Below are 14,711 nucleotides of genomic sequence, written 5' to 3' on the forward strand. Positions count from 1 at the left end.
TATTGCGCAATAATTGCGCCATTGGGATTGGCCAAAATGCCCCACAAATCCAAGTTCGCGGAATCAACCGTCGAAGAAGCCGCCCAAGATTGGTTTGCCGAACTTGGCTACACCATCCTGCACGGCCCCTACATCGCCCCCGGCGAGCCGGCGACGGAGCGTGATTCGTTTGGCGACGTCGTGCTTATTAAACGCTTGCAGTCAGCAATTGACCAGCTGAACCCCACTATTCCGGCCGAAGCTCGCGAAGAAGCGCTGCGCAAGGTGTTGCGCCCCGATGCTCCTTCGCTCGTAGGCATCAACCGGCGTTTCCATCAAATGCTGCGTGACGGCGTCGCGGTTGAGTATCGACGCGAAGATGGCTCGATCGCAGGCGACCATGTGCGGCTGATCGACTTTGGCGATGCGGCGGCCAACGACTGGTTGGTCGTCAATCAGTTGGCGGTGACCGAAGGAGGGCATCACCGGCGCCCAGACCTGGTGTTGTTTGTGAACGGCCTGCCGCTGGTGATCATCGAGCTGAAGAACGCCGCGGATGAAGACGCGACGATCTGGACTGCCTGGAATCAATTGCAGACCTACAAGCAAGAGATCCCGTCGTTGTTTCACTACAACGAACTGCTGGTCGTCTCGGACGGCTTACAAGCACGGCTGGGCGCTTTGACCGCGAGCACCGAATGGTTCAAAGTGTGGCGCGACATCGCCGCCGCGGACGACGCGCCGCCGGTGGTGCTGGAACTAGAAGTGCTGATCAAAGGAGTCTTCGCGCCGGCGCGGTTTCTCGATCTGCTGCAGCACTTCATCACGTATGAAGAAGATACCGACAGCGACCGCGTCCATAAGATCATCGCCGGCTATCATCAATTTCATGCGGTCAATCAAGCGGTCGAGTCGACGATCGCCGCTTCACGCGAAGGTGGCGACCAGCGAGGCGGCGTGGTCTGGCATACGCAAGGATCAGGCAAGAGCTTTTCGATGCTCTTTTACGCCGGACGGATCGTGGCCGAACCGGCGATGGCCAACCCGACGTTGGTGGTGCTGACCGATCGAAACGATCTGGACGATCAGTTGTATGGGCAGTTCCTGCGCTGTCATGAACTGCTGCGGCAGAAACCGGTGCAGGCCGAGGGGATCGACCACCTGAAGAAACTGCTGCAGGTAGTGAGCGGCGGCGTGGTCTTTACGACCATCCAAAAGTTTCGCCCTGACGAAAAAGGGGGACGGATGCCGCTGCTGTCGGACCGCCGCAACATTGTGGTGATCGCCGACGAAGCCCACCGCAGCCAATACGACCTGATCGACGGCCTGGCTCGCAACATGCGCGACGCGATGCCCAATGCGTCGTTTATCGGCTTTACCGGCACGCCGATCGAAAAGAACGACGCCAACACGCGGGCCGTCTTTGGCGATTACGTTTCGATCTACGACATCCAGCGCGCGGTCAAAGACAAAGCGACCGTCCCGATCTACTACGAAAGCCGCGTCGCCAAGCTATCGCTCAACGAAGCGGAGCTGCCGAAGGTCGACACGGAGTTTGACGAACTGACCGAAGGGGAAGAGCAGGACAATAAAGAGAAGATCAAAACGAAATGGGCGGCGCTGGAAGCGTTGGTCGGAACCGAGAAGCGATTGTCGCTAGTCGCCGAAGATATGGTCCAGCATTTCGAGCGACGCCTGGAAGCGATGGACGGCAAAGCGATGATCGTCTGCATGAGCCGCCGCATCTGTGTTGATCTGTACAAAGAGATCATCAAGCTACGTCCCGACTGGGCGAGTGCGGCCGGCGATGATGAGACGCAAGAAGGCAAGCAAGAGACCGCCGTGAAAATCATCATGACCGGCTCGGCCAGTGATCCGGTCGATTGGCAGCCGCATATCCGCACGAAACGCCGGCGGAAGGAGTTGGCGAGCCGCTTTAAGAATCCGAAAGATCCGTTCCGGATTGTGATTGTCCGCGATATGTGGCTGACCGGCTTTGACGCGCCTTGCCTGCATACGATGTACGTCGACAAGCCGATGCAGGGACATGGCCTGATGCAGGCAATCGCCCGGGTGAATCGGGTCTTTCGAGACAAGCCAGGCGGCCTGGTGGTGGATTACCTGGGCTTGGCCGATCAGTTGAAGAAGGCACTGGGCACCTACACCGAAAGCGGCGGCCGTGGGGCGCCGTCGGTTGATACAGCGGCCGCGGTGGCGGTGATGCTGGAGAAGTACGAAATCTGCTGCGACATGATGCATGTCTTTGACTGGTCGATCTGGATGAGCAACGCGCCGGCCGCTGAGCGGTTGAAGCTGATTCCGGCTGCTCAGGAGCATGTGTTGCAGCAAGAGGAAGGGAAAGCCCGGTTTACGCGGAGCGTGACCGAGGTGTCGCAAGCGTTCGCTTTGTGTGCGTCTCACGAAGAGGCGCTGCGAATTCGGGACGATATCGCCTTCTTTCAGGCGGTCCGAGCGGCGCTGGTCAAGCCGGTGGGCGAGAAGCGCTCGCCACAAGACCTGGACCATGCGGTGCGGCAGCTGGTCTCGAAGGCGATCTCGGCCGACGATCAGATTATCGATGTGTTTACGGCGGCGGGGCTGAAGAAGCCCGATATCTCGATCCTATCGGACGAGTTCCTGGCCGAGGTACGCGGCCTGAAGCACAAAAACGTCGCCGCCGAGCTGCTGCAAAAGCTGCTAAAGAGCGAGATCAAAGAGCGTTCCCGCCGCAACGTGGTGCAGGCCCGGATGTTTAGCGAGATGTTGCAGCAATCGCTAAACGGCTACCACAACCGAGCGATCGCGACGCAGGAAGTGATCGAAGAGTTGATCACGGTCGCCAAAGAAATGCAAAAGGCGAACCGTCGCGGTGAAGACCTAGGGCTGGGAGACGACGAGATCTGCTTCTATGACGCCCTGGCTCAAAGCAACAGCGCGGTAGAAGCAATGGGCATTCCCGAACTAAAGGTGATCGCAGCCGAGCTGGTGACCAAGGTCCGCAGCAGCGTCACCATCGACTGGCAACACCGCGAGTCTGCCCGAGCCAAAATCCGCACGATCGTCCGCCGAATCTTGCGGCACTATGGCTATCCGCCAGACCTGCAAGCCGAAGCGGTGAAGCTGGTGCTGGAGCAGGCGGAAGTGATGTGTGCGGATTGGGCCGTTTAACTTTCGTCGTCATCCTGGTGATCTCAAGGGAGTTTCGGCATCTCAGTTAATCGAAATATTTCTCAATAGCCGACGAACTGACTTGCACGTTTTTCTAGCCAAATGGTAGAACCGGTCGTAAAGGTGGCAGCGCACATACGCACGATATTCTGCGACTTCTTGAGATACGATGCTCTGGCTAATCATGGCGTCAGCGGCAGTTGAAATTTTTTGCGATCGAGCAGTGTTTGGTGATGGCCAATCCACGCGTGGCCCCAAATCGCTACTCGCCTTTGGTCGCGAATATATTTCGCTTGCCGAGCGCTCGGTCCTGACTTAGGAACGGTTGCGTTCTCGTATCGAAAGAAGACGCGAAATCCGCGGCGCGCCCCTATTTACGCTCTGCGCGCGAGGCTCAAGATCGTGCAATTTGGGTGGGGGAACTGCGCGCTGGCATTGATATCGCATGGACCGAGAGAATTATCAAACGACGGTTTGAATTTTTTGGCGTATCCAAATTATTTCCAAATCATAAAGGTTTAAGGGGAATAAGCCCGACTGGCCTGAGCGTATTCGTCCAAAATGCGAGGTTCCAAACCCGGGCGATTTCTTGACATCGTCGTCGCGATGCCATCTCTCATCGCTGCGGTCCATGGCCTTATCAGCGTAGTTAGGCAAGTCCGTCGCAGTATCGGATTGCGAGTACTTGCGAATTCTAGCGAGATCTGCTCACAATCAAATATGATTGAGCAAGTCTGAGTCAGCACGTGCGCATTTCATTCTTTCGCCTATCTCTCAGACGAAAGACCACGGCTTCAGACCGCCATAATTCTCAATCGCTCGCAATGGATCAACGAGTTGAGGAGCATCTATGGGACGGCGCAAGAAAGAGATTGACCCTAGCGAATTGGCGAGATGGACAATCCTCCTGGAGGAGGCTCTCGCGATTCAGCTTTTGCAAGAATCGAAAACGGAGGCTGATTTTTGCAGCCGAGAAATTTGGCAATTGCTGAGGCCGAATATTGGACTTTTGATTCGATCGTTTTGCAATCTAGAGAAATTGCTCACACAACCCCCACGTGAATTTTCAGGATTGGCCGCCATCCTCCTTTCGTCGCGCCGACTTCTCGTCCGCACGTATTTGTCAATTCATGGTCTCGACTCGACGATTCGAGAATTAGCCGGCCAGGATGGGCAAGAAATCACGGCTGGGAATTTAACAGTTCCAGAAGTATTTGGTAGTCAACTGACGTCGTATATCGATCAGGCTAAACGCGAATTGAGAAAATCCAGGGGGCCAACGGAGGATTCGCTAACCTCTGGTTTCACGTTCCGAAGGGAACTTAATTCGCAGTTCAATTACGAACTACTACTAATCGATTTTCGCCTTACTCTTGCCTTAGAGCGTCTTGTTGGGGAGTTGGATGAAATCCTCGACGACTCGGAAACATCAGTCCCGGACGAACCGAATCCTCCATCGCCGGTTAGGGGTGGGCCGCTGTATGACTTAGTTAGGCTGATCCAGTCATTTTATCCACAACGCAAATTACCAATGGATGTGAGAAAAGACTGGGTTGTAATGCTTCGGATCTCAGGTGGTGAAATAGGAGAGTTCGACGACGAGCAATATTGGGCGTTTTACGACCACTGCCGTCAATTCCAGGATTGGGCGAGATCGGAAATGTCCAGATTTGAAATACTAAGGCAGAAGGCGGTGGAGTCTATTGAGGAGCGACTTTCACAATCAAGCCTTGAATCAAAAATAGTCGTTGCTCGGAAACCTGGTCCCAAACCAATTCCTGAGGACGAACGCAGGGAGGATAAGCAGCTAGTTGCTGATTGGGAGCAGGCATCATCAGCGCACGTTTCAAAACCCGAATTCTGTAAGGATAGAAAAATTGAAGGTAAGAAACTGGATACTGCCCAGTCAAGAGTTCGCAATTGGAGAAACCGCGCGAACAAATAGCCGAGTCAATATCCAATTAATTGTTCGCGCCGACATTCTTGGTAATTCTTGACCCAGCATTCGCGTACGACTCGCTGCTAGAGCGCGAACAATTCTCGTGATCGAATGAATTCTGTTCGACCTGCCCTTAATTTGATTTCCGTGATGAGTCACAGCGTCGTGGCTTTTTCGGGTAACCCAAGTTGAGGTGTCAAAATGCACGAACGTAATCAAGTCGACTCTGCCCCCATTCTGGTCGGGCCAAAGGAGGCCGCTAGGCTTCTCTCCGTTTCGCCTCGCAAATTGTGGGCGATGACTTTTGCAGATGAGCCAGCGTTGCCTCACGTAAAGATGGGGCGACTTGTTCGCTATCCCGTCACCGGTCTGCAGGCTCACATCGAAGCAATGTTAAAAGGGGGACAAAATGAAAACCGTTGAGGATATTCTAGGCCTGCTCCAGAGTGTACATCGGCAGGGCTCAGGCTGGATGGCCTGTTGTCCTGCTCATGACGACCACACTCCCAGTCTGAGCATCAGCGAAGGGGACGATGGCAAGGTGCTGATGAAGTGCTTTGCTGGCTGCGACTTTGAAAAAGTTGTCTCGGCCCTCGGGCTAACAATTGCCGACCTGATGCCTTATTCCTCGCACTCCGCGGCATTACAGAAATCGGTTATTGTCGCAACGTACGACTACCAAGACGAAGTCGGCACGATGCTATTTCAGGTCGTGCGGTACCAACCTAAATCATTCCGCCAGCGCCAGCCTGATGGAAAGGGAGGCTGGAAATGGTCAGTGAAAGACGTTCGCTCAGTTCCGTTTCACCTTCCTAGACTGTTAACCTCCCAGGGCGACGTCGTCTTTTTCGTCGAAGGGGAAAAGGATGTCATTGCTTTAGAGGGAATTGGTTGCATTGCTACTTGCAACGCCGGCGGCGCATCGAAATGGACGGCTGAACATTCCGTTTATCTGACCCACCGAGATGTCGTCGTTCTTCCTGACAATGACGTTCCTGGCGGGAAACATGCTGAAACAGTTGCAATGTCTCTGCAGGGGATTGCACGCACTGTGAAGGTCGTCACGTTGCCTGGGTTGGGAGAAAAAGGGGATGTTAGCGATTGGATCGCGGCAGGGGGAACAAAGGAGCAGTTGGTCAACTTAGCGGATGCCACACGGATTTGGAAACTGGGTAGTCAAGCTTGGCCAAATATCGAGTCACTGGACTATCTGCAACTCCCTTTATTTCCCGTTGAAGTGCTGCCAAGGGGGCTCCAGGAATTTGTCGAAGCTGAATCTCACGCTACTCAAACGCCTTCTGACCTAGCGGCGATTATGAGTTTGGCGACTTGTGCAGCGGCAATTGCAAGAAAGGTTCGTATCGAAGCGCGACCCGGTTTTAGCGAACCAACCAATCTTTTTGTCTGCGTGATTCTTGATCCAGGCAATCGAAAGTCGGCAGTCTTCGCCGACGTGATCAGGCCGCTGAAGGACTTAGAAAATGAATTGATCGAAGAGACTACCCAGACTGTCGCCATGTTAACTTCGCGGCGCCGGCAAGATGAAAAGCGGCTTCAGGACCTTGAAAAGAAAGGTGCTCATGACGTCGAAGCAAGACGCGACGCGGAGGAATTAGCTGCCGAACTCGCCCAGCAACCTATACCAGTAGCGCCCCGGCTTATCGTTGAAGACGCTACCGGCGAAAAGCTTGGGATGATGTTGGCCGACCAAGGGGGGCGCATCGCAAGTTTCTCGGCGGAGGGCACCGTCTTTGACTTGATGGCTGGCCTCTACTCTAAAAGCGGTCTGCCTCAGATGGACGTTTACCTGAAGGGGCACAATGGTGACGACCTCGTAACCGACCGCGTTGGTCGCGAAACAGTAAGGGTCACCAAGCCGGCGCTGACTTGTGCGTATACGGTGCAAGAGATCGTGCTCAAGGCGATGAGCAAAAACAAGGCATTTCGTGGCCGTGGACTCTTGGGGCGATTCTTATACGCGATTCCGGAAAGCTGGATCGGTCATCGCCAAGTTGCTTGTCCACCGGTGCCTGAATCCGTCAATGATACTTATGACCAACTCATACGCCGGTTATTCACGATCGACGGGCCTGTCACACTTCGCCTTTCTCGCGAAGCTGCTGTTGCGTTTGAATCTTGGGAAGTTGAAGCAGAGGCGATGCTTGCCGATGGTGGACCTCTGGAGGGTATGCACGATTGGGGGGCGAAATTACATGGAGCGACTCTTCGACTGGCTGGGATTTTGCATTGCGTGGCTGGTTCTCCGCACGAAGAGGTCTCGATTTGCTGGGTTGAAGCAGCCATCACGATATCTCGCTATTTGATTCCACACGCCCAAACGGTTTTCGACTCGATGACGGCATTGAGCGATCCAGTCACGGACGGAGCCCGTTACATCGTTCGCTGGATCGAGAAGAATCGCCTTCAAGAATTCAGTCGGCGCGATGCTCACCAACATGGGCGTCGGAAATTCAAGAAAGCAGAAGACATCGACGCTCCGCTAAACGAATTAATCGGACGTGGCTACATCCGCGAGCAGCCAATCAATAGCGAATCGCAATCCACACCGGGAAGGAAGCCATCACGCAGATATCAAGTGAACCCGGTATTGCTTCAACGCGAGGCGTTCGCAAGTTGTCCTCAATATCCTCAAAACGCCGTATCACCACCAAATTTGGCTCATTTTGAGGATTCTGAGGACGCTTCTTTACAGACGCGGGCATTGGAAACAGGTCAGGTGGCTTAATTCGCCGCATCGTCGCAATTCTCATCGGCTTTCCGGTACGGCTCCAAACGAACAGTTTTCACTGGCTAGCCCGCACTAACTGGCATACAATCGCAAATACAAGCAAATAACGGAGTGTGAAACCCAATGGCATCGATTTCTAAAGACCCCAACGGCCGACGTCGCGTTCTTTTCATCGCCCCCGATGGAAAACGAAAGCAGATTCGGCTCGGGAAGATTTCGCAACGAGACGCTGAGTCTATCAAGGGACGTATCGAAAAGCTGCTGAATGCTCTGACCTTGAAGTCAGGGTTAGATCAGGAAACGGCCCGATGGGTTGCCGATCTCGATAACGCTACGCACGAAAAGCTGGCTCGGGTTGCACTCGTCGAACCGCGAGTTAGTCAACTTCAGACGCTTGCCGGGCATATCGACGCTTACCTGGATCGCCGCGCCGAAGTGAAGCCGCGCACGGTTATCAGTTGGAAACAGGCCAGGACATCACTTTTGAAATTCTTCGGTGCAAAACGAAAGCTGGCCAGCATTTCCGTTGCCGATGCGAAAGACTGGGAACGGTGGCTTGCGACGCCGGCTGCCAGGGGAAATCTGAAGGACCTGAAATCGAAGCAGGGGCTGGCGGTCAACACAATTCGCAAGCGCGTCGCCAATGCCAAACTATTCTTCGAAGACGCCGTCGCTCGGGAGTTAATTCCGGCGAATCCGTTCAAGACGCTCAAAGGAGCGGTCGGAACCAACCGCGAACGTGACCACTTCGTCACGCGTGAGACGATCGAGAAGGTTCTCGACTCTTGCCCTGATGCGGAATGGCGGTTGATTGTGGCGTTGAGTCGCTTTGCCGGCCTTCGATGTCCGTCCGAGCATCTAGCCCTCACGATTGATGATGTCGACTGGATCAACGAGCGTTTACGTGTACCCAGTCCGAAGACGGAACACCATGTTGGCAAATCCTATCGGGTTATTCCGATCTTCCCCGAGCTGAAGTCCTATCTGGAAGATGTTTGCCAACTCATGGAAGCTGGCCAGAAGTACCTCATCAATCGCTATCGCGATAGCAACGCCAACCTGCGAACCCAGTTTCTGCGGATTCTCAAGAAGGCGAGCGTTTTGCCTTGGGAAAAGCTGTTTCAGAACATGCGGGCCAGTCGGGCAACGGAATTGGCCGATGAATACCCGGAACACGTCGCGACCGCCTGGATGGGGCATTGCGTGAAGGTAGCCCGTCAGCATTATTGGCAGGTCACCGACGATCACTTTACGAAGGCGCTACGCCGTCCCGAAAAAGCGGCGCAGAATCCGGCGCAGTCAGTGCACGCCGCGACTCGCGACGATTCGCTTAAGTACGATCCAAGGGAGCGAAAAGCCTCTGAAATACGAGGTAAAGCGAAATATGGCGAAGCTGCACAAAATAAAAAGGTAGGCCAGGCAGGACTCGAACCCGCGACCAAGGGATTATGAGTCCCCTGCTCTAACCGACTGAGCTACTGGCCCGTGTGGTCTTATTGCTCGCTAGAGGAGCAACGTGACGCAAAGGTTCATAGTACCTGGATTGGGGTTCGGCGGAAATCCCCGGGGCGTTGCGTAAGCTGTTGGCTGATCGACGGTTTGTGCCGGTTGAAAGCCGATTGGCTGCGATGCGGGGGGGGGCGGCCAGAGTAGGTAGCGGCGTAGGTTGGCGGTAGATCTGCGGCTGTTACCGCACCGGGGCCGGCGTGACTTCCGGCGTGTGGCGGTAGTGTTCGATCGCTTGTTGCGGGTTCAGGTTGAAGATGGTGCGGCCGTCGGTCATCCAGGCGCCGTCAACGTACGAGAAGAGGGCGGTTGCGGCGCGAAGGTTCGAGACGGCGGCGACTTCTTCCATGCCGCCTCCTTCGATCGCTTCAAAGCTGATGGTGAGCGCGACAAAGGCGCGGAGCTGCGAGTTGGCCGGGTCGCGGGCAAACTGGACTTCGGATTGGAAATCGCAATGTTTCCAGGCCAAACCCCGCGGACGTCCCGAGTTGCTGGCGATCGTTTCAAATCTTGCTTCGAGTAATTCTCGTTGCAGCGAGAACTGTTTGCGAGCGGCCGTGAAGTCGACGCGGGGATTCTGGCGCTTGGCGCGGGCGCGTAGCCAGAGCCCGATAGCGACGGCGACGATCGCAACCAGTACAAGTCCGACCGCAATAGATTGGGAGGTTGCGTCCATGTAGGCGCTCACCTTGGTGGCGAGTCCGAGGAATTGAGTAGGCACTTGATTTTACTGACGCGCAGCGATGAAAATCAACTGTTTAGCGGAAAACCGACCAACAAGGTCGAAGATTGTGGGCGTAAATCCTGCCAGATCGTTCACTTCGCAAAAATTCTCCTCTTCGACGGCTCCTCATGACTTTCACTTTGCAATGTCCCAACTGCCGGGCTGTGTTGGAATTGGACGCGGCGCCTGGCGGTTCGATTCGCTGCGCGGCGTGTGGGCACCAATTTCGCCCTGATTCGCTATCGATTGCGGCGCCGGTCGAGTCAATCGCTTCGCTCCGCATTCCCGAGGGACGAATCTACGGTCCGATGCCGCTGGATCAGTTGGAAGAATGGATCTGTCAGGGGCGCGTCGATGATAAATGCGACGTGCGACTTACTTTGAATGGGCCTTGGCAATCGGCGGCGACGATTTTTCCGGTGCTTCAGTTGCCGCCGACGGTCAGCAGCGGCAATCCCTTTAAGATCGAGCCCAAACCGTTGGCCAACGCCGCGTCAGCATCGCGCTTGTCGGAACGGGGGATCATGATCGTCCTGTTTGGCGTCTTGGGTTGGGTCGGTTGTCCGGTCTTCGCCGTATTGGCGTGGGGCATGGGGGCATCCGACTTAGAAGCGCATCGCGAGGGAAGACTCGACACGCGCTCGGTGCTGATCACGCAGATCGGCTATTTCTTGGGGATGTTTGGCGCGATCACTTGGGCGACAGCGATCTTGGGGACCGTGCTGATGATTTTGTTGCATCAGCTGACGATTTAGAGCGGACTTTATTTGTCAACTAAATCGAAAAGAATTTCGGTCGGACCTTCTTTGGATACATCGATCGTCAGGCCGGATTGGGTGAAATCGCCATAGCGTGCCGGGATATGAAAGACTGCTTTGCGCTTGATGATTTTAAGGCCTGTTGGATCGTTAGGATCGCTTTCCTCGATCAACTGACTCTTGTCGACGGCTACTTTGTACTGTCCCGGAAAGACGCCGTCTCCTGGTGCTGTGGTCCCCATGAGGGCGACGCCATCGGTCCCAGTCAGTCCATTCGCGTATCGGTCATCGTCGCCGTAGAAGATGACGACGGCTTCATGGACGGGAGCCCCTTGGTAGTTGATTTGCACCTGAATTGGAATCTTGTTGGGATCAACGCTCGGACCGCAACCGGCGACGGACAAGAGAAAAGCCGCTGCACAAGTAAGTTGGATAGGTTTGCAAAACGCGTGCATGTTCATCTTCATGGCCGTTACTTCAAAATTTTCGTTGAGCGTTCGTGCATCAGGCGAGATTCCTGCGTTCTATTGATTAAGGACTTCTCCGCCGGCTTTCGTGCTCATCGCGCCCCACACGCCAAACGGACTGGGAGAGCTCTTGTCAGTATTTTGTCGGTAGCCTGAAGCTTGATTACCAGTATCGATGGTGTCCGTGATGAAGCGAACTGAACCATCCATGAAGCCTGCGTTGACTCCTCCCGGATGGTAGCTGGTGGGGGAGAGCAAATACTGGCTCGTGCCATGGCTTGTTCCGTCAGCAATCAGCACCGAATTGGGTGGTGTTGCGGCGGTGATGGCCGAAAAGAGAATCGCCCCGTCCCAGGCTTTGAAGCCGCGTAGCGCTTGACTCGAAAACGTTCCTACCGTCGAAACGTATTTTTTGGTTGCCCGATTGTACAAAGGAGTCAGCGCCGCCGGATTCCAGCTTGCTGAGCTTGGCTTGGTGACAACCGCGCCGAAGCCGTTATTCGCTGACGGCCGAACGCCTTCAGAGGTTCCCATGGTATTACTTGTGCCGTCAATAATGTCAGACATCCGCGACCACGCATCGTTTAAAAAGACGCCGGAGTTTAAATCACCGGAGGTATACGAGCCGGTAGGGTAAGAATGGTACGGGCGATCGCCGACGCAGAAGTAGTAGTCCGCAAGGCCAAGCGTTTTGTCCGGCGCTTCCGGCGATTCGGTCGGACCAGCATTGCTGGGACAAAGAAACGAATCGACGGTGGTTTTCCAAATCGCCCCCGACGCGTCATAGGAACCATATGTGGAAGCCATCCCTTGGTCGTAGAACGCCGTCTGCTCCATAAACGGTAAGACTGCGAAGCGTGCATTCATGCGATTGTTGCCGGCATAGCTGGCGGCGCCTTTGGGGTTGCCTGCTCTCAGTGCCGGGAAAGCGTTAAACACATCATGGTAGAGCTGAATGGCCAAGCCGAGTTGCTTGAGATTGTTCGTGCATTGCATCCGGCGAGCCGCTTCACGAGCCTGCTGGACGGCAGGCAAAAGTAACGCAATTAAGACGCCGATGATTGCAATCACGACCAGCAATTCCACCAGGGTAAAGCCGGTTCGTCGCGTTTGAGTCATACGGAACTCCTGGGGAAATGAAAAAAAAGATAACGTGCATTGTTTTAATGTTGTTTTGGTATCGCGTCAAATCTAAACAAGCGGCTCCATCCAATTCCGTGCCATATTCATGTTGGTCCATGCGTAGTATTCATGCGCAGGTCGGTAGCCTGATGATCGCGATGAGCGTCCGTGTCTCCCTCCGGTGGAATCTGTTTGGGGCCAAGGGGGAGAGCAACTGTCGGAAAGCCACATGCGATATTTGTCGAATCGAGAACAGTTGGTTTGCTCGGATGTCGTCGCTAATAGCCAAATGAATCGCCAGCGACGCATGCGGGGGGCGAACAGCTACGAGCGTGATCTCAAGTTTGACTTGTTGAAATATTTGCGATTGGTATGTCAACGCGAAGGACGCGCTCGTTGGCTACACATCTGCTGTGGCGCCGGCAATGCATTGGTCGAAGCAGCGGATGTCACCGCCGCTGAGTCGCTGACTGTCGAAATTGTGGGTATCGACTTGGTGGGAAGGTTTTGTGCAAACAGCGAAGCTTCGCGACTGCAGTTGATGAAATCATCGGTTGAGGATTTTCAACCGACGTCGTCCTTCGATTTGATTACGTCGGTCCACGGGCTGCACTATCTGGGCGATAAATTGGGGATCATCGCCACGGCGACCTCATGGCTGACGCCTGACGGCCGCTGTGTCGGAAATCTCGACGCGAAAAATCTTCAACTCCACGGGCATCGCACTTCGGAGGCGATCTTTCGTTACCTGCGCAGCGCGGGACTGAGTTATTCGAGTCGGACAAAGTTGCTTGAATATAGGGAGCGGCGCGAGCTGGCGCCGCCGTTTGAATATCTGGGTGCGGATGATTCGGCAGGGCCGAACTATACAGGGCAAGCGGCGATTAACTCGCACTATGCGATGCAAAGTAAGGCCGCTGAGAAGTCAACTTGAGACCAAGACAAGTCCGCCGATCGCGTGGTTTTTCCAAACGATCACGACACCGATTCGCATTGCCAGGGTGTTGGGAATGATGATAAATGGGTAAATTTTTATCGCCTGCTCTGAGCTGATTGCGAAGCTCTCGCCACTGGTTGAAGTTTGCCAATGTCGCATCCAACTCAGCGACAGCGAGTGATCTACCAAAAAATCGGTAGGAAAAGGGGGCGTGCGCAAGAGCGCAATCCCATAACGCTTGCTCTAAGCCGGTCAACGATACATAGCAGATGCTCCCAATCCGTCAGCAGGTATTTGAGGCGATAGAACGGCGGAAATCGATGCCGCCAGTAAGCGTTTTTGATTTTCGCAACAAGGCGCTCGCTATTCATTGCCGGCTTACGGTCAAATTTCTTTGAATTAGGAAAGAGATTCTCCCTCATGCCAATCTTCGGAGCTCACATGTCGATCGCCGGCGGCTATTACAAAGCCGTCAATGCCGCCGCGGAAGAGTCGATGCAGTGCGTTCAGTTGTTCACCAAGAATAACAATCAGTGGCGCGCTAAGGAAATTACCGACAAAGATGTGAAGCTGTTTCAAGATGCGCTGGGCGAAAAGGGAGTGAAGCATCCGCTTTCGCATGCGTCGTACTTGATCAATATGGGATCGCCCAAGCCAGAACTGTGGGAAAAATCGCGCGATGCGATGATTGTCGAACTGCAGCGGGCCAATCAGTTGGGGATTCCGTATGTCGTGGTCCATCCCGGCGCGTTTGTCGACAGCAGCGAAGAAGAAGGGATCGCGGCGGTGGTAAAAGCGCTGGATGAAGTGATCAACGCAACATTGGATCTCGATTCGATCTGCCTGTTAGAAACGACGGCAGGGCAGGGGAGCTGTTTGGGGCACACGTTTGAGCATCTTGGCGCGATGCTGGACGGTGTGAAGAAGAAGGATCGGGTAGGCGTCTGTCTTGATACTTGTCATATCTTTGCCGCCGGTTATCCCATTGGAACCGAGAAAGAGTACGAAGCGACTTGGAAGCAATTTGAATCGCTCATCGGGCTCGACAAGTTGAAAGCGATTCATCTGAATGACAGTAAGAAACCGCTTGGTTCGCGGGTCGATCGGCATGAGCACATCGGCGAGGGTTGTCTGGGAATCGAACCGTTTCGCTTGTTGGTCAATGATGCACGCTTCAAAACGATGCCGATGTACCTGGAGACTCCGAAGGGGGACGAAGACGGGGAAACTTTCGACACTCGCAATCTGGCGACGCTGCGGCGATTGATGAAATCATAAGCGCCGCTTGGTGCGTGACGCTGAAATGCGACCGAAATGAACGTTCGATGAAGCGCCCATGAAGTCTCTCACTTCTGGGGGAAG

The 14,711-nt window shown here is 54.5% G+C and carries 10 protein-coding genes and 1 tRNA gene; 7 read left to right on the top strand and 4 right to left on the bottom strand.

Annotated elements, in window-relative coordinates; translation table 11 throughout:
• Positions 1 to 36: 36 nt before the first annotated feature.
• The 4 genes from DSM3645_RS18785 to DSM3645_RS31845 all read left to right on the top strand — a co-directional run bounded on the left by DSM3645_RS18785 (position 37) and on the right by DSM3645_RS31845 (position 9,287).
• Positions 37 to 3,147, top strand: coding sequence for a type I restriction endonuclease subunit R (locus tag DSM3645_RS18785; protein ID WP_040352800.1), 3,111 nt, complete (start codon positions 37 to 39; stop codon positions 3,145 to 3,147).
• An 850-nt stretch (positions 3,148 to 3,997) separates the two neighbouring features.
• Positions 3,998 to 5,092: a hypothetical protein gene (locus DSM3645_RS18790; protein ID WP_002653872.1), complete on the top strand. Its 1,095-nt coding sequence runs from the start codon at positions 3,998 to 4,000 to the stop codon at positions 5,090 to 5,092.
• 403 nt (positions 5,093 to 5,495) lie between these two features.
• The gene (locus DSM3645_RS18795) at positions 5,496 to 7,832 is read left to right on the top strand and encodes a DUF3987 domain-containing protein (RefSeq protein WP_002653874.1); all 2,337 of its coding nucleotides are present in this window, start codon (positions 5,496 to 5,498) and stop codon (positions 7,830 to 7,832) included.
• Positions 7,833 to 7,958: 126 nt separating this feature from the next.
• Positions 7,959 to 9,287 (top strand): tyrosine-type recombinase/integrase, encoded by a 1,329-nt coding sequence (locus DSM3645_RS31845; RefSeq protein ID WP_002653875.1) that lies wholly within the window; start codon positions 7,959 to 7,961, stop codon positions 9,285 to 9,287.
• Here DSM3645_RS31845 and DSM3645_RS18805 read toward each other — a convergent pair.
• Positions 9,247 to 9,320 (bottom strand) — tRNA-Ile (locus tag DSM3645_RS18805). The two genes, DSM3645_RS31845 and DSM3645_RS18805, sit on opposite strands and share 41 nt — an antisense overlap.
• Positions 9,321 to 9,522: 202 nt before the next feature.
• A complete protein-coding gene (locus DSM3645_RS18810; protein WP_131282710.1) occupies positions 9,523 to 10,062 on the bottom strand; it encodes a hypothetical protein in 540 nt (179 codons plus the stop codon).
• A gap of 131 nt (positions 10,063 to 10,193) precedes the next feature.
• Here DSM3645_RS18810 and DSM3645_RS18815 point away from each other — a divergent pair, with 131 nt between their 5' ends.
• A complete protein-coding gene (locus DSM3645_RS18815; RefSeq protein WP_040351971.1) occupies positions 10,194 to 10,820 on the top strand; it encodes a hypothetical protein in 627 nt (208 codons plus the stop codon).
• A gap of 8 nt (positions 10,821 to 10,828) precedes the next feature.
• Here DSM3645_RS18815 and DSM3645_RS18820 read toward each other — a convergent pair whose 3' ends face one another.
• Positions 10,829 to 11,173, bottom strand: coding sequence for a hypothetical protein (locus tag DSM3645_RS18820; RefSeq protein WP_131282712.1), 345 nt, complete (start codon positions 11,171 to 11,173; stop codon positions 10,829 to 10,831).
• 174 nt (positions 11,174 to 11,347) lie between these two features.
• Complete coding sequence (locus DSM3645_RS18825; RefSeq protein ID WP_002653879.1) at positions 11,348 to 12,409, bottom strand: DUF1559 domain-containing protein; 1,062 nt, start codon at positions 12,407 to 12,409, stop codon at positions 11,348 to 11,350.
• 232 nt (positions 12,410 to 12,641) lie between these two features.
• On the opposite strand from DSM3645_RS18825, the gene DSM3645_RS18830 reads away from it, so the two are divergent.
• Together DSM3645_RS18830 and DSM3645_RS18840 are read left to right on the top strand one after the other, a co-directional pair.
• The gene (locus DSM3645_RS18830) at positions 12,642 to 13,346 is read left to right on the top strand and encodes a class I SAM-dependent methyltransferase (protein WP_002653880.1); all 705 of its coding nucleotides are present in this window, start codon (positions 12,642 to 12,644) and stop codon (positions 13,344 to 13,346) included.
• A 423-nt stretch (positions 13,347 to 13,769) separates the two neighbouring features.
• Positions 13,770 to 14,627 (top strand): deoxyribonuclease IV, encoded by an 858-nt coding sequence (locus DSM3645_RS18840; protein ID WP_040351973.1) that lies wholly within the window; start codon positions 13,770 to 13,772, stop codon positions 14,625 to 14,627.
• Positions 14,628 to 14,711 lie beyond the last annotated feature (84 nt).

Origin of the sequence: Blastopirellula marina DSM 3645 (genome assembly GCF_000153105.1) — a bacterium.
GTDB lineage: Bacteria > Planctomycetota > Planctomycetia > Pirellulales > Pirellulaceae > Blastopirellula > Blastopirellula marina.

What these genes read in the sequence shown, in the direction of transcription:
- DSM3645_RS18795 (WP_002653874.1), top strand. Translation starts at nt 5,496, where the DNA reads ATGAAAACCGTTGAGGATATTCTAGGCCTGCTCCAGAGTGTACATCGG.
- DSM3645_RS18790 (WP_002653872.1), top strand. Translation starts at nt 3,998, where the DNA reads ATGGGACGGCGCAAGAAAGAGATTGACCCTAGCGAATTGGCGAGATGG.
- DSM3645_RS31845 (WP_002653875.1), top strand. Translation starts at nt 7,959, where the DNA reads ATGGCATCGATTTCTAAAGACCCCAACGGCCGACGTCGCGTTCTTTTC.
- DSM3645_RS18785 (WP_040352800.1), top strand. Translation starts at nt 37, where the DNA reads ATGCCCCACAAATCCAAGTTCGCGGAATCAACCGTCGAAGAAGCCGCC.
- DSM3645_RS18830 (WP_002653880.1), top strand. Translation starts at nt 12,642, where the DNA reads ATGCGATATTTGTCGAATCGAGAACAGTTGGTTTGCTCGGATGTCGTC.
- DSM3645_RS18815 (WP_040351971.1), top strand. Translation starts at nt 10,194, where the DNA reads ATGACTTTCACTTTGCAATGTCCCAACTGCCGGGCTGTGTTGGAATTG.
- DSM3645_RS18840 (WP_040351973.1), top strand. Translation starts at nt 13,770, where the DNA reads ATGCCAATCTTCGGAGCTCACATGTCGATCGCCGGCGGCTATTACAAA.
- DSM3645_RS18825 (WP_002653879.1), bottom strand. Translation starts at nt 12,409, where the DNA reads ATGACTCAAACGCGACGAACCGGCTTTACCCTGGTGGAATTGCTGGTC.